This is a genomic window from Candidatus Poriferisodalis sp., assembly GCF_965237655.1.
Classification (GTDB): Bacteria; Actinomycetota; Acidimicrobiia; order Acidimicrobiales; family Poriferisodalaceae; genus Poriferisodalis.
In genome coordinates this window covers 1,148,326-1,164,621 of record NZ_CBDEGB010000001.1, presented here as the reverse complement: position 1 = coordinate 1,164,621, position 16,296 = coordinate 1,148,326, and the positions used below count along the sequence as shown (strand labels likewise).

The window sequence follows — 16,296 nt, the reverse complement described above, 5'->3', positions numbered from 1 at the left end:
GCCGCCCCGACGGGGAATGACGCTGGTGGGCTAGAACTGCGCGATGAAGTTCGGGATCTTCTACGAGCTGTCGGTACCGCGGCCCTTCAGCCGAGCCAACGAGTGGTTGACGTACCACAACGCGCTCGAACAGTGCCGGCTGGCCGACGAGCTGGGCTTCGACCACGTCTGGGCGGTGGAGCACCACTTCCTTGAGGAATACTCCCACTGCCCCGCGCCCGAGGTGTTCCTGACCGCGGTCGCCGCGCAGACACATCGCATCCGGGTGGGTCACGGCGCAGTGGTATGCGTCCCTGAGATGAACAACCCGATCCGCGTTGCAGAACGCGCTGCGGCACTCGACATCATCTCGAATGGCCGCCTCGAGCTGGGCACGGCACGTTCGAGCACCTGGACCGAGCTGGGCGGTTTCTGCGCCGACCCGGACGACACCAAGAAGACGTGGGACGAGTTCGTCAGGGTGATCCCGAAGATGTGGACCGATGACGACTTCGGCTGGGAGGGCGCACGCTTCGAAATGCCGGCGCGCAACGTCATCCCCAAGCCGTTCCAGGAGCCTCACCCGCCGATGTGGGTGACCGTCACGACGCCCGGCACCGAACTGGATGCTGCCGAGCGAGGCTTGGGCTGTCTCGGCGTGAGCGCCGCACCGTACGCGGAACAGGAGCGACGAACCAAGGAGTACTACCGGCGGGTTGCCGACTGCGATCCCGTCGGCAGCTTCGTGAACGACCAGGTCCACACGCTCAACTTCCTGTACTGCCATGAGGACTACCGGCAAGCGGCTGCGCTGGGCCTCCCGATGGTGGGCGCATTCGCCATGTCCAACGCGCACCTGTACTTCACCCGCGAGGCCTATCCAACGCGGGCCTACCAGACGCTCGGCAACGCCGGGGCTGCGCTGCGCAACCGCGCCGCCCCGAACAACGCCGCTGCGGCCGACGACCCGAGCGCAGCCAAGGGCCTGCCCGAAGGCGTCGGCATCGGCGATCCCGACCACCTCGTACGGACCATCCGCAAGTGGGAGGACGTCGGCGTGACCGGCATCAACTTCCTGCTCAACGCCATGGAGATGATCCCCCAAGAGCAAGTGCTCGACAGCCTGCGACTGTTCGCGACCGAGGTCATCCCGCAGTTCCAAACCCCGGCCGAACGGGCACAGCCAGTGTTGACGCCGACCACCCTTCCCGTCGTCGGCAAATCGAATGCGGCCACCTCGTCAACGACCTCCACCGGGGCGAGCCGATGATCTCGGGAACTGCGTCGGTCGACGAGTTGGCTGCAGACGCAGCGGAAATCGAGTCGTTCGGCAGCGAACCCATCACGCTGAGCGGTGTCACCGGTCTCTCGCTGGTCGCCGAGTTGCGGCGCGGCGCCCGCGAGGAAGTCCTGCCGCCAGCACTGCACCCCATCGTGCCGCCCGTAATGTCACTGCTCGCCTGGGATGTGGGCGACTCACCATGGGGGGCGTTCAGTGCCGTATCCGTTCGGGTCGTGTGCCGCAGCGGTGCCCGCGCCCGAACGTTCTGTATCGGTGCAGCAGCTACCACGAACGACGCCGTCGCAGGCTTGCGGTCTCAACTCGGATTCCCCGCACAGCGCGCCGAAGTGGCGTTGCGGCGCCACTACGACGGAGTCGACCTGACGGTGGCCTCGAGCGGCGGAGCGGGTGACGGCGCGGCACGTCGAAACGGCGCTGAGCCGATGCTCGCGGTGAGCGCCCTCGATCCCGATCCGCTGTCGGTTGGCGACCTTCAGCACGTCGGTTCGATGAACTTGGCGCACACCCCGCTGGGGCTACGGCTCGTCCAGGTCGAGACACATCACGTGCCGTCCCGCGTCGAGCGACTCGCCGCCCGTATCGATGCATTCGATGCCGAGGCATGGGGTCAGCGGCTGCTCGATCCGTACTGGGTCGTGAGCTGTTCGGTGTCGCTTGAGGACATCGAGATTCCCGCGATCCGATTCGTCTGCGACCCCGCAAAGTCGGCCGCGGACGGCACCGAACGCGTCCAGTAGCGTCCGCAGCCATGAGCGAATCGGCCCCCGATACCCCCGACAGCACCACTGAGACCGGCTCGCAGCTGCGGGCCGTGGGCGTGACGATTGACTGCTCCGATCCGGAGCGAATTGCCGATTTCTGGCAGGTAGCGGTCGGTTTTGCTAGGCGGGTCGGCAACGGCCGTCCCTACATCACGCTGTCGGACGCGGGCGGCGGCCGGATGCTGAACCACCTGACCATCCAGCGCGTGCCCGAAGCCAAGACGGCGAAGCTGCGGGCCCATCTCGATCTGTTCACCCGCGACATGGACACCGAGGTCGCTCGCCTAGTGGCACTCGGCGCCAACGTGCTGGTGCCTGCGAGCACGCAGACAGCCGATTCCGGATCTGGCGGTCACCTCGGTTTCCGGGCCACCGTGATGGCCGACCCAGAGGGCTCCGAATTCTGCGTCGTCTCTCGCGGGACCTAGGAGGGTGGTCGGAAAGTCCGGGGGTGGGTCCTCGTGTTGGGGGGCGTGATCGCGGATGATGGTGGGGTGCGCGGTTCGGCTGATGGTCAGGGTTCGATTTTCGATGTCGGGGTGTTGGTGGGCGGCCTGCTCGACACCGAGGGGTTCTTGGTGACGTTGGGGCAGGCTCGGGGCGAGCTGTTCTGTGATGCCGATTTTGATGCGTTGTATGCGTCTGGCCGGGGTCGGCCGTCGCATCCGCCGTCGGTGGTGGCGGCGTTGTTGTTGTTGCAGTTGTTCTATGGCGTGTCGGACCGTGAGGCGCAGCGGCGTTCGCGGTTCGACATGTCGTGGAAAGCGGCTTTGGGTTTGCCGCTGGAGCATCGGGGGATTGCTCATGTGGTGCTGGTGGAGTTCCGGGCGCGTCTGGTTCGCGCCGGGATGGAGTCCTTTTTGGGGGATCGTGTCAAGATCGCTGCCAAGCGCGCCGGGGTGATCGGCCATCGCCGCACGATGGACTCGACCGGTGTGGCGGACTGCGTGCTGACCCAGGACACGATCACGCTCATCAGGTCCGGGGTCCGCAGGTGCGTCGGGGTGCTGGGCGGGATCGACGCCGATGCCGGGGCGGAGCTGGCGGGGCTGTTGTCGCGTGACGACTACGACCGGGGGGCCAAGCCGCAGATCATGTGGGCAGACCCCCAAGCACGGGCGGCTCTGGTCGCGGAGCTGTTCGGCGACGCCGAGACCGTCATCGGGTTCTGCGCCCGTTTCGGGGACCCGGGCCTGGCTGGGGCGGTCGAGCTGTTGAGGGTCGTGGCGGGCCAGGACATCGAGATCGCCGCCGACGACGACGGAGCCCAGACCCCGCGGATAGCTCAACGGGTGGCCCCGGACCGGGTCATCTCCACGGTCGATCCCGACGCTCGGCACGGGCACCGTTCGCGCACCGACCGCTACGACGGCTACAAGCTGCACGTGTCCGCGGATGTGGACTCGGACCTGGTCTGCTCAGCGGCCGCGACGCTCGCGACCACCCACGACGCCGCTGTGATCGAAGACCTCATCGACGCCGACCCGGTCCCGGTCGCCGAGATCATCGCCGACACCCACTACGGATCGGGGCCCACCCGCCAAGCGATGGCCGACCGAGGCATCCACCTCGTCGCCCCCGCCCAGCCGATCCCGACCCGCGGCGACAAGCTCACCAAAGCCGACTTCGACATCGACCTCGAAGCAGCGACGGTCACCTGCCCGCAAGGGAACACCGCACCCATCCCGCCGCCGCGGGGCGCCAAACGGCGCCAGGCGCGGTTCGCAGCAACCGATTGTGCAGCATGCGAGCTCAAGCCCCGATGCACCACACGCGACGGCGGCCGAATCGTCGAGATCAACCCCCACGAAGAACTCCTCGCCCCCGCAAGAGCGCAACGATGGACACCGGAGTTCCTCAGCCGATACCGACTGCGAACCCAAGCCGAACGCAAAATCGCTCAGATCAAGTCCCGCACCAAAAACGTCCCCTGGCGCGGCCTCGACAAGGCCAACCTGTGGCTCGACCTGCGAATCGCCGCCCTCAACCTCGACCGCGCCGGCCGCCTCGGCATCATCAGGTAAAACACCCGCCCCGACCGGCGACCCCGGCCCCCACTGGCCGACCGACGATGCGCCTGGGCATCATCAAGCAGAACACCCGCGCCCAACCCACCCCGAACCACCGACCAGACAACCGCGCACGCTCAACAAACAACACACACCACACCCCAATTGCCGACCACCCTCCTAGGCCTGCGGCGGCGGCTGCCTTCTGGATTCTGAGAGAGATCTGGTTTCGGTGCAGCCCGAACACGTTGAGATCCCCGCCAGGGCCGTTGCGGATCGGCTCGAGGTCGACCATCGTCTGAATTGACACGAAGACAACGGCACCCTCGCCTTCCGGGTCGGTCTTGGAGCGGCGAATCAGCAGCCGTCCGCTGCCGTCGGGTGCGGTCTCGATGTCGTTCCACTTGAGTGCGGCGGCCTCTGAGACACGCAGCATCGCGTCGCGCATGAGACCTGCCATGGCAATGTCTTGTACGCCTCTTCGCTCGGCAGTCTGCAGGCTCTCAGGTCTGCCGCCGCGCCCTATCCGGGGGTGTCGAGCCGTGGCCCGGATCGCGTCGAGCATCTCAGCAGTGAGCCCTCTCGCCTGCTTCTGCGCCCTGCCAGCCTTTCGTGTCGCCCCCTTGAGGGTTCTCTTCACGTCGGGATGCGCGCACGGGCTTTGCAGTTCGAGCGTTGCGTGAACGAAGGCGATCGCCGCAGCAGCGACGCGGAGCGTGGCGGGCTTGTGTCCGAGCTTCTCGACGCGGTCCGCGAGATACGCCGCGACATGCGCCGGCGCGGCGGGAAGCACCGTTACGCCCCGCAACACTCCCCAGGCGACGAACTGGCGCCATTGGCACTCATAGATTCGGATCGTGCCCTGAGAAACCTCGTAGCTGATGATCTCATTCAGATTGTCCACTTCGGCCTCGGTAAGGAGTCCGTAGCAGAAGGCGCTCGGCAGATGGGATTGCTCGATCGCCTTGCCCTTATCTGAAGGCTCTCGGACAGCTGACACGAGCCTTGGGACGATGTCGACGGTGTCGTGTATGGGGCTGTCGGTCGTGACGTCGATCTGATCCCGCGCGGACCCGTTTCGCCTAGGTCCCTCTGGCGGTTGTTTCTGCGGTGCGTTGTGGCAACTGCTCATGATGCGCTTGCGGCGGACGCGTGAAGGCCGCGATCCTGCAGCGTCGAATATGCCCTAGGTCATCTGGCGGTTCAACAGCGCGAATCCGCGGTTATATCTCAGCTTCCAGACGGATCTAGCGTTGCCGCTTCGTCAATAAAAACAAGCGAATGCGCTATTCGACTTTGACTCAACTTGCAAGATCCAAATGCCCGTTACTTGAGCGCGCTGGCCGAGGTCGGTCATTGCGACACCGCGCAGTTCCTAGTCATTGTCGATGATCGTACCCACGGCTGATAGGTCGCGCCCGTCCACGTTGGTGAGCTCCAGCAGCAGAGTCTCTCGGGCTTCAGCATCGGTGTCATCGCAGATAGTCACGCTGATCGACACTTGTGTCTCAGTCGGCTGCACGACAGCGCTGCCCGAGGGGAGCAGGAAATCGACGCCGTTGACGCAGCCGTCGGCGGTGGCACCGCCACTAGCGGAAGCACCTGTGACTTCGTACTCGACCGTGACCGCTGTCGTGCTGGTGTGATCACGCTGCACGGAGAATTGCATCGTCGAAGTTCCCTCGCGCACGCTGACATCGTTGACCCACCAGCCGGGGTCGTCGTCGGTGATGATGCCAACGGCTGTTGAATCGGAGAACTCGAGTGCGCTCGCTTGGGTGAGTTCGAGCAGGAACGATTCGTCTGCCTCATCGGCGCTGTCGTTATAGATCGGCACGGTGATGGTCGCTGTGGTCTGCCCGGCCGGGATCGGCAATGTGCCGGCGGTGTGCGCGTAGTCCTCATCGGGTCGTGCCGCTTGGTCGCCGGCGGAGCCTCTGACTGCAGTCGCGTAGCGGAGGCTGGCTGGATAGACGCCTGGCTCATGCAGCTCCACGGTGAAGGTGACGGTGCCTGCGCTCTCGGAGATCGTCTGGTCGGCGATGGTGACAATCGGTGTGTCGTCGTCGAGGATTGTGGCCCATGCCGATGCTTTGCCGAGGGTTGCGCCGACGGGGTCGTGGAGGACGACTCTGAATTGCTCGTCGAATTCGGGGGTGCTGTCGTATTGGGGGAGAGACACACAGAAGTACGTGACGGTCCCTCCCGCGGTGATCGTGTATTCGTACTGGCCGCTCAGCGATGTGTAGTCGGCGCCAGGCTCGTTGCCATGATCAACCGCCGGAGTCGCCGCATAGTCCCCGAGTGACGGAACTGCCACGGTGGACGCTCTAAAGGTGACGTCGTCCATGCTGGGCTCGCTCAGTGTCACGGTGAATCGCAGGCAGCCGTCGTTGTCGGAGCCGGTTGCGTCGGCGACGCTGAGGCTGGGCAGGGTGATGCTCTCGTCGTCGCGGATCGTCGCCGTGGCGACTCCGACGTCGATGGTGGCGCCGTTGGCGTTGCTGAGACGCAGTTCGAATGTCTCGTCGCCTTCGGTTTCGGCGTCGTCGATGATCGGCACTGTGACGAAGGTGGACGTGAATCCGGCGTCGATCTGCGCCTCCCCGCTGATTGCTGTGTAGTCGTTGGGCGCGGTGGCAGATCCGTCGACTGTCTCGAAATCAACCGTGATGACCGACGAGCTGACGCGGTTGACTGAGATCTCGAAGGTCGCCGAGCCGGCATCCTCAGTGACATCGACATCGCCGACGGTGAGCTCCGGTGTCGCGTCGTCGTCGATGATCCACGCTTCGGAGCGTGGATCATGGTGCTCAATGCAGTCAGCATAGAGATACAGGACGTTCTCGAGCCCTTGAACCCCGAGTGCGAGTCCCTCGAGATTCTCGACGGTGGAGTCGTCGATGATGTCGACTTCCACCGTCGTGGACAGGCTTCCTGCAGGGATGGTGAACTCGACGTTCACCGCTGTGTAGTCGACGCCGCTCGTTGCGTGTTCTTGGAACGCAGTCCACGTTCGGATGCTGGCGCTGGTTGTGTACGCCCTGAATCGCACGTCGTCGTCGGGAGTTCGGTTCAAGATGGCTGTGAAGACGAATGGGCCATCGCCTTCGAGGACGCCGGCGGGGCCGATCGATCCGATACACGGCAATCGCGCCACATCCCAGACGGTGACACTGATTGAATCGGTGAGCCTCGGATACGAGTACGGCTCGCCGGTCCGCCAGGCAATGCCCTTTCGGATGCCGAAGTTCGCGTTCTGCGGATTGCTGAGGTCGACGTCAAATGTTCGACGAATGCGGTCGTACAGGGCGCACGGTTCCATGTCGTCCACGAGCGTGACTTCGAATTCCTCGGCAACCGATCCGGGTGCGAACACGACGGTGCCCGATGTCGCGACATAGGGCTGATCGCAGGTGCCCGGCCAATAGGTGCCAGTGGCGTAGTCGACGCTCACTTCCACGTCACTCGCTCGATTGAGCGCCAGCCGCAGACTGATCGTGCCTGCGTCCTCGCGAAATTTCGGGTAGTCGGGCAGGGTGATGACGGGCAGCGCGTCGTCGTCGATGATGTCGCCGATGGCTTGGGCGTCGACCAGATCGGCATTCGTGACATCGCTCAGCCGGACCAGGAACTGCTCGGTGTCCTCGGTGAATTCGTCGTCGGCGAGGGTCACGGAGATCGTGTTGCTGATGGATCCGGATGGAATGGTCACGGTGCCTGAGGCAGCGAGATAGTCGTCGGGCTGCGTAGCCGAGTCGTCAAACGTGGCGTACTCCACGGTGACTTCGACATCATTGCTCGTGACGTCCAGGAGCGCGACCTCGAATTCGATGGTGCCGTCGCCTTCGGAGGCCTGGGCGCCGCTGATGCTGAGGCGCGCTCTCTCGTTGTCGAGGATGTATGCCGTGGCCGTGCTGGCGTCGGCAGCTACGACCGCGTTTGTCGGATCGCTGAGAGTGATGTGGAAGGTCTCGGTGTCCTCGGCGATGGAGTCGTCGACGACGTACACGGAGATCTCGCCAAGCTCGATGCCGGCAGGGATGGTGAGCGTGCCTGACGCTCCGTCTGCTGTGGTTGCGTAGTCGGTGCCGGCAGTCGCAGTGCCGTCGGTGGTTTGGTAAGCGACAGTGACGGGCTGACTACTTCTTCGACTGAGTGCGACTGTGAACACGGCGGGGCTGTCAGTCTCGAGCACCTCGGTGTCGGTGATCAAGATCCGTGGCTCGCTGTCGTTGTCGCGTATGACGCCGACCGCGGTGCTGTCGTCAAGTGTTGCGAACGTCGGCTCGCCGAGCTGAACCAGGAGCGTCTCGTCTGCTTCGTCGATGTCGTCATCAACGGTCGCGATGTCGACATATGCGGTGTCGTTTCCTGCGGTGAACGTCAGTGTTCCCGAGCCGGCCGTATAGTCGTCGTCCGGCGTGGCTGGATTATCGCCGACGCCGCGTGGCTCAGTCGCCCAAGGAACCGAGACGGTGCGGCCGCTAGCCGAGTTCATCGTGATGGCGAATCGCAGCGTTTCGCCTTCGGGTTCGCCGGCGTCGGCGATGGTGATCTGCGGCAGCGGGTCATTGTCGGTGATGGTGCCGACGGCGGTGCCGTCCTCGATTCGAGCGCCGTTTGGGTCGCTGAGGCGCAGCCAGAATGTCTCGGAGTGCTCGTCGAGGGTGTCGTCGCGCAGCGGCACCGAGACGGTTGCTGTGGTGCTGCGGGCTGGAACGGTGAGCGTGCCGCTGACTTCGGTGAAGTCCTGTGCGGGGATCGCTGCGGTGCCGCCGGCGGTTGGGTCGGTGACTGCTGCGTATTGGACGGTTATCGCCTGTGCGGACGCCTTGTCGAGGCTCACGACGAAGCTTGCCGAAGATCCTTCCGCTGCAGCGGCGTCCGCGACGGACATCGCCGAGAGCGCGTCGTCGTCGAGGATCGTCGCAGTCGCAGTGTCGGTGCCGATGGTGGCGGTGGTGCTGGTGTTGGTGAGCTTGAGCCGGAATGTCTCGGTCTGTTCGATGACGCTGTCGTTCACCAGCGCGATCGACACTGTCTTCTCGTTGTCGCCCGCTGTGAATGTGAGCGTGTCGGAGTCGGCGACAAAGTCATCGCCGGCAGTTGCAGTAGCGGCCTCGGTTTCGTAGTCGACGGTGATCTCGTCGGTTGCGGCGCGGCTGAGCCGGACGACGAATTCGATTGTTGCGCCGTCGCCTTCGCGTACCGGGGCGGGGTTGTCGACGAGGATCTGCGGTGTGCCGTCGTCGTCGAGGATTCGGGCGACGCCGATTGTGTCTGCGAGCGTCGCGTTGTCGGGTGCGGACAGCACCAGTTGGAAGTTCTCGACTTCCTCGGCGGTGCTGTCGTCGACGAGTGCCACCGCGACCCTGACGCTTGAGTCGCCTGCTGGGATTGTCGCCGTCTCGCCGGCCGCTTGGACCGCGGTGTAGTCATTGCCGGCTGTGGCGGTGCCGTCGGCGGTGTTGTAGGTGACGGTTACGGCGCGGCCGCTCTGTTCGCTGAGTGTCAGCGTGAAGATGGCCTCGGTGTCGTCGCCTTCGGTCACTTCGGGGTCGTCGATAGACAGCGACGGCGCGGGGTCGTCGTCGATGATCACGCCTGCGGCTTCGGGGTCTTCGAGCACCGCGCCGGCAGGGTTCGACAGCCGCAGATACAGGCGCTCGGCGGCTTCGTCCAGATTGTCTTCGACCGTGGGGATCTGCACCGAGGCGAAGTTCTGCCCGGCGAGGATGCGCACCTGACCGGATTGTGTCTCGAATGCGTTGCTGTAGTCGTCGCCGACGGTGGCTGTGTCCTGGGCGGTGCGGTAGTCGATAGTGATGTCTCGGCTGCGGGGCGTTCCCTCGAAGCTGACCGTGAAGCTCAGAACGCCGCCCTCGGAGACGAACGCGTCCGCGACGCCGACTCGGCGCTCGGTGACATCGCGGATGGTGCCCTCGCCAATCCGGTCGCCGAGCCGCAGCCCGTCGACGCTGCCGAGCACCAGATCGAGCCAGAATCGCTCGTCGCCCTCGATCGCTGTATCGCTCGAAGCCGTGACCGACACGACCTTGCGGGTCTCGCCCGCGTCGAAGCTGACAGTTCCTGATCGTGCGCCGTAGTCACCGGGAGCCGTCGCGCCTCCACTACCGGTGCCGTCGCGGGTGGTGAATCCAACAGAGGTCGGGCGGCCGCTCTTGGTTTCGAGTTCCACTACGAATTGCAGGTCGTCGCCCTCGTCGGCTGCGGCGTTCGAGACGCTCACCCCAGGTGGCTCGTCGTCGTCAACGATGCGCCCGATCGCCGTGTCGCCGTCAGGGTCTGGTTCTGCGCCGGCGAGGTTGCTGAGCACCAACGCGACAGTCTCGTCGTACTCGTCGAGCTCGTCCTCGATAGTTCGTACCGGGATGGTCACGGACAGCTCCCCGGGGGTGATCGCGGCGGTGCTTTGCCGCGGCTCGTAGTCGGCATCAGCATTCGCGGGGCGCACCGAACCGTCCGCAGTCACGTAGTCGAACGTCACTCTTTCTGTGGTGGGACCGTCGAGCCGCACCACGAAGCTGAGATGGCCGCCTTCGACCGTCTCAGTACCGGCGAGGGTCGGCAGCACCAAGCTTGCTACGTCGTCGTCGAGGATTCTGGGTTCGGCGGAGACAAGGGGCAGGTTTCGATGATCCCCATAGCCGTAGTGCCTTGACGCCAGGACAAAGCTCTCAGTTCCCTCGGCGATCTCGTCGTCGAGCAGTTCGACGTGAATGTCTACTTCTGTCTCGAACGCGGCCAGCGACACATGGTGATCCGAATTGTAGAGAAACGCTATGTAATCCTCGTCCGCGGTGGCCGTCCCACTCGGCGTGACGAGGTAGATGCGATATGGGTGGCAGAGCGGCCGTTCGAGGACGAACGACGCGGTGATGCGGCCAGAATCCTCGCGTGCTTCAATCGAATCAGTGCCGTCAGCGGCGGTGATGCTTGTGCCGGGCATCGGTTCGTTGCTGCTGAAGCTCGAGTCCACGCAGTCAACGTCCGCGTTGATCGTGCCGACTGCACTGGAATCGGCGAGCGAGACGCCCGCTGTCGGGTTGCTCAACTCGACGAAGAAGGTCTCTGGAGGCTCGGTTTCGGTGTCGTCGAGGATCGGCACGTCGATGAACTGCTCTTCGTCGCCCACGGCGAACAGCAGCGGGCCATTCCGCGGTTGGTAGTCGGCGCCCTCAGTCGCCGCGCCCCGGCCCTGCGGTCTCTCCGTCGTTCGGTAGTCGACCGAAATCGGCTGCGTCGCGGCCGAGCTGAGCAGCACCCTGAATTGCATGCTGGCGTCCTCGTCCGCGCTGGCATCGAAGACTCGCAGGTTCGGACCCGTCCCCGCGAGGATCGTGCCGATGCCGACTCCGTCGTCGACTGTCGCGTGGACAGCGTTGACGAGTCGGACGCGAAAGGTCTCGTCGGGCTCGTCTGGGGCGTTGGCGGCGGTCTGCACGGTGAACGTTGCAGTTGTCGAGCCTTCGGGAATCGTCACGGTGCTCGGCATCGAGGGGGTGACGCTTGCATAGTCCGCTCCGCCGCCTTGCGCGGTGACGTCCACGGTGTAGTAGCCGACGTGGACATCTCGTCCGCTCTCGGCGTCGAGCGACACGGTGAAGGTCATCGCATCGCCGGCTTGCGCGGAGGCATCAGAAATGCGCAAGCTCGGCTCGGGATCGTCGTCGAGGATCGTGTAGACACCTCTGACCCAATCGTCATTGCCCTTCGGGTAATGGGAGGGCATTCCAACGCCCCATCGGTATTCGACGAAGAACCGCTCGTCGTACTCGTCGAGTGCATCCCTGTTGGCGTGATAGCTGTAGATGAGTATCCGGTCGGCCTCAGATTCCGCTGCTTGCACACGCAGCGTTGCCAAGGGAAGGTCTACGGCAATGCCACGGTTCAGGTCGCTTCGGTTGAGGTCAAAGGGGAAGCGCCGGTCATAGGGCAGGACCATGTGTTCATCGGGGTCGTCACTGTGATAGACGACTCGGAAATTCAACGTGGACTGATCGCACAGCGGCCTGCTGAAGCTCAGCCAGAGATGGTGCGGCGGGCTAGTACCGATGGGGTCGGGACCTCGAGTGCCCTCCCAGATTTCTTCACCGTGGACTGTGATTGTCGGCACTTGAGGGTCGGTGCGTCCGATGCAATTCGCTCTGATGGTGCCGATGCCGACTGCGCGATCCAGGATTGCGTGCTCGGGCGTGTACAGGTCCACGCGGAGCCTCTCTTCGGGCTCCCAGACATCGTCCGCCAGCACACGAACCGTGATCGTTTCCTGCATCAGTCCTGCCGCAATTTCGATATCACCGCTCGTGGCGTCATAGTCGCACCGGCCTGTGAGCAGCGTCGGATCGGGGCAGTCGACTGTCAGCGCGCTCTGGTCGCCGGTCTCGTACTTGACGGTCACGTTCTCGCTGGTGGATGTGGGCACGCCGTTCTCGTCGACCAGCGACACCGTGAACGTCAACGTGTCGCCCTCCTGGGCGGAAGCGTCGTCGATGCGGATCCTGGGCGGGGGCCTGTCGCGGATCGTGCCGGTGCCCTCGGTGTCTCCCAGCGATGCGACAGGGCTGTTGGGATCGACGAACAGCAGAAGCGATAGTGTCTCGTCGCTCTCGTCGGTCGTGTCGGTGTAGGTGGTGACCGGCACGCTGTGATGGCTGTCGCCGCCTGGTGTGAACGTGACCGACGACGGTGGCGTTTCAGATATTGGCTCGTAATCGGCATCGGGAGTCCCGACCGCCCCGGCGGTGGCGCTGCGGTCAGCTGTCCAGTACTCGACCGTCACGTCGCGGGCGAGGTCGCTCGTGGGGAACGCAACCTGATCGAGCATGCCGTCGCCGTCGTTGTCGACGTCGAGCTGCTTTCGCAAGGAGATGAGGAATTCCAGATCGTCGCCTTCGGCAGCAGTGGGGTTGCTGATCCGCACGATCGCCGGCGGGACGTCGTTGATCACCCCGAAGCCGGTGTCGTCGTCGGTATCGGCGTTGGTCGCATCGCTCAGCACGAGTGCGACGGACTCGGGGTTCTCTGAGATCTTGTCGGGCAGCGTCTCGATCCGCGGAATGGTCAGCCGTTTCACCGAGACGGCGCCGGGGCCGCAGCGGCCGCGGTCGGTGCCTGTTGCCTCCGGCAGGCTTGCCGGCACGAACGTCAGTGTCCCGCTCACGTCATCGACGTAGTCCAGGCCCTGTTTGGCTGAACGGCTCTCGGAGCGGTACTTGACGGTCACTGTCTCGCCGACTCGCGAGTTGCACAATGTCACCGCGAAGACAATGTCGTCTCCTTCGTCGACGAATGTGTCCTCGGCGATGAGAGACGCCGAGTCCACATCGGTGATGGTGCCGGTGCCTTCCGCGTCGCCGAGCGCCCCGTACCGGATGTCGGGATCGACACTCAGCACCAGCGCGACGTCCTCGCCGCCGTCGGCGACCGCGTCGCGCAGCGTCGTCACCGCCACAGTCCGGGCCGAGAGCCCGCCGCTGGTGAACGTGATCGGCGAATGTGCGGGATCCGCCGAATCCACGGCGTCATAGTCCGCGCCGGCCACCGCGCCCCGGTCCTCGGTGGCGTAGTCCACCACGATGTCGCCGGCGAGGTCGCTCATGGGGAACGGAACCTCGTCGGGCCTGCCGTCGCCGTCGTTGTCGACGTCGAGCTGCTGATGCAACGAGATGACGAATTCCAGAGCGTCGCCTTCGGCAGCAGTGGGGTTGCTGATCCGCACGATCGCCGGCGCGACATCGGTGATGGTGCCGGTGCCTTCCGCGTCGCCGATCTTGACGTTGGCCGGTCTCCGATTGCTGAGCACAAGTGAGACGGTCTCGCCGTCATCGGCGATCGTGTCACGCAACGTCAGCACTTCCACAGTGTCGGTCAGCGCGACGTCGCTCAGTGTGAGCGTGCCCGTGAGCGGATCAGGCGGCAAGGTGTCCTCATAGTCGATGCCGGCTTGTGCTGTGCCGCCGTCGACTTCGTAGTCGACGTTGACGGTTTGGCCGATTCGAGGGTCGGTCAGCGTCACGGTGAAGGTGAGCGTCTCGCCCTCGTCCGCGTCGACATCGTTCACGCTGAGCGTCGCCGGGGCGACGTTGATGATGGTGCCTGTTGCCTCGAGTGTCGGCGGGTCGGCAGCTGCAGGGTCGCCGTCGAACATGTCGGGGTACGGCAGCGGATTTTCGAACACGAGCACGAATGTCTCGTCGAGTTCGGATCCGTCGCTGTCGTCGCACACATCCACGACCACTTGGCGCTCGGCCATCGTCGGGGTGAAGGTGAGCGAGCCGGCGGACCGAGACACATAGTCGGTGCCCGGGTCGCCGCAGGCGCTGCCGCCGGTTGCTGTGCGGGGCTGGGTGGCGAAATCCACGGTCACGTCCTCGGTGAGCCGCGCCGATCCGCCATTGACCTTCAAGCCGACATCGAAAGTCATCGTGCCATCAGTTTCTCGAGCGCTCTGCTCGGCGACGACCACGACAGCGATGTCGTCGTTGAGAATGTGCCCGGAACCGCCGTAGGTATCATTGATGCCGGAGCCGCTGCGCACAGCGGCCTCGTTCCCAATGGGAACGGTCACTTCGAGCCAGAACTGTTCCCGATGCTCGACGAGGGGATCCACACAGGTCGGCACCGTGATGGTCTTGGTTGTCTCGCCGGTCGGCGATGACGGCTGCCTGAAGGTCACGGTGCCTGATGCGGTGAACGTTCCCGAGCCGGGCGGGTCCTCCCAGCGGGGGTAGTCGGGGCCGTCGACAGCGTCAGGCAGACCGCACTCGTCGCCGAGCGTCGCCGGCGTCCCCCGTCTGCTGTCCTTCAGCTCGTAGTCGACGTCGACATCGGTGTCAGGCAGCGCTCCGTTGCCGCGCGCCACGAGGCGCAGGGTGAACTCGAGGTCGACGCCTTCTGCTGCGTAGGCGTCCTCGTCCGTGCCGATGCCGGAGTCAGCCTTGACACCCTCGATGATCACTTGGGCTTCGTCGTCGATGATTGTCCCGTCGCATGAGTCGCCATGCACGGTGACATAGGGCGGCCACGGGGCGGGCGCGGCAAGGAGAAGCGTGACCGTCTCGTCGCCCTCGGGCACGGGACTTCTCTTGTCGTCGATGGTGGTGACCTCGACAGCCAGCTCGGTCGTGCCGGGAGCGAAGATCAAGTTCGCTCCGAGTGTCGGCACCGCGGCGAAGTCGGTGCCCGGTGTCGCTGCGGTCCCCGTCGAGCCGCCCACAGCGGCGACGTCGACTTCGATCTGATCGGCTGCGGGCGCGTCTTGACTATTGCCTTGGTCGCGCAGCCGCACGGTGAAGCTCAGCACCCCGCCTGTGCCGTCCACGCCTCCCTCGGTAACCGTGGACGGCATGCCGCAGGCGACGAGGAGGTACGGCTGGGGAGTGGACTCGGTGATCTTGCCTTCCGCTGTTTCCCGTAAGGGATCGATCGAGCCCAAGCTCACACCGGTGATCTGCAGCGCCAGGTACTCGTCGCCGCCCTCATACTGGCGGTCGTCGATCGTCGGCACGACGACCCGCACCGTGCTGGTGCCGCGGAGAATGAGCACGTTGCCGGTGCTAAGTGGCACGGGGTCGTAGTCGTCGACCGGGGTCGCCTGTCGGCGCCCTGCCGTAGGGGCTACGACCGCGTAGCTGACGGTGATGTCCGAGGGGGCCACGCTGTCTGAGGCCGCGGTGAACACCAGATCCTCGCCTTCCACGACATCTGGTGTGGGAGCGAAACCGACGCCCGGTGGGACGGGGCTGCGGAGCACGATTTCTGAAGCCTGCCCGTGGAAGGTGACGATCGGGAACAGGCCCCGCAGCGGCGCCACCGCCCCGTCGGTCTCACAGGTGAACTGGACCCCCAGCACACCGACGCCTCCCGTGGTTCGTCCCGGCTCGAACTCGAGCCATTCTTCGGTCACGTACTGCTGCGGATCCCCGACTCGGTCGGGTTCTGCTGCTGGATGCGGCTCGTCCACGCACAGGTATCCCAGACCGGGACGGGTCCGCAGCATGTCCTGGACGATTGCCTCCCGGTCGCCGCTGCCCGCGTCGCCTTCCGCGCAGCAGTACGCGGCCGCGGTGGCGGCTTCCTCCGCGGCGAGGTCTGCGCTCAGCGCGACTCGGCCCCCTCGACCCGCCCACAGCACGAACAGCGTCAGCAGCACCAGCACCGGCATGAGCAGCACCAGCTCCAAGGACACAGTCCCTGTCTCGCCGCGACGGCGCCTTGG

At 65.0% G+C, this 16,296-nt stretch carries 6 protein-coding genes; 4 read left to right on the top strand and 2 right to left on the bottom strand.

From position 1 onward, the window contains the following. Positions 1-43 precede the first annotated feature (43 nt). The 4 genes from ACPXYO_RS05630 to ACPXYO_RS05615 are packed head-to-tail and all read left to right on the top strand — an operon-like array spanning position 44 to position 4,067. On the top strand, positions 44-1,249 hold the full coding sequence (locus ACPXYO_RS05630) for an LLM class flavin-dependent oxidoreductase (protein ID WP_423917488.1): 1,206 nt from the start codon (positions 44-46) through the stop codon (positions 1,247-1,249). Beyond that, the gene (locus ACPXYO_RS05625) at positions 1,246-2,019 is read left to right on the top strand and encodes a hypothetical protein (protein WP_423917486.1); all 774 of its coding nucleotides are present in this window, start codon (positions 1,246-1,248) and stop codon (positions 2,017-2,019) included. The genes ACPXYO_RS05630 and ACPXYO_RS05625 overlap by 4 nt, the downstream gene beginning before the upstream one ends. Before the next feature lie 11 nt (positions 2,020-2,030). Next, positions 2,031-2,471: a VOC family protein gene (locus ACPXYO_RS05620; protein WP_423917484.1), complete on the top strand. Its 441-nt coding sequence runs from the start codon at positions 2,031-2,033 to the stop codon at positions 2,469-2,471. A 45-nt stretch (positions 2,472-2,516) separates the two neighbouring features. Further along, on the top strand, positions 2,517-4,067 hold the full coding sequence (locus tag ACPXYO_RS05615) for a transposase (protein ID WP_423917481.1): 1,551 nt from the start codon (positions 2,517-2,519) through the stop codon (positions 4,065-4,067). Here ACPXYO_RS05615 and ACPXYO_RS05610 read toward each other — a convergent pair. Then, a complete protein-coding gene (locus ACPXYO_RS05610) occupies positions 4,060-5,052 on the bottom strand; it encodes a hypothetical protein (RefSeq protein WP_423917478.1) in 993 nt (330 codons plus the stop codon). The genes ACPXYO_RS05615 and ACPXYO_RS05610 overlap by 8 nt on opposite strands. 375 nt (positions 5,053-5,427) lie before the next feature. After that, positions 5,428-16,266 (bottom strand): Calx-beta domain-containing protein, encoded by a 10,839-nt coding sequence (locus ACPXYO_RS05605; RefSeq protein WP_423917475.1) that lies wholly within the window; start codon positions 16,264-16,266, stop codon positions 5,428-5,430. Positions 16,267-16,296 lie beyond the last annotated feature (30 nt).

What these genes read in the sequence shown, in the direction of transcription:
- ACPXYO_RS05625 (WP_423917486.1), top strand. Translation starts at nt 1,246, where the DNA reads ATGATCTCGGGAACTGCGTCGGTCGACGAGTTGGCTGCAGACGCAGCG.
- ACPXYO_RS05630 (WP_423917488.1), top strand. Translation starts at nt 44, where the DNA reads ATGAAGTTCGGGATCTTCTACGAGCTGTCGGTACCGCGGCCCTTCAGC.
- ACPXYO_RS05620 (WP_423917484.1), top strand. Translation starts at nt 2,031, where the DNA reads ATGAGCGAATCGGCCCCCGATACCCCCGACAGCACCACTGAGACCGGC.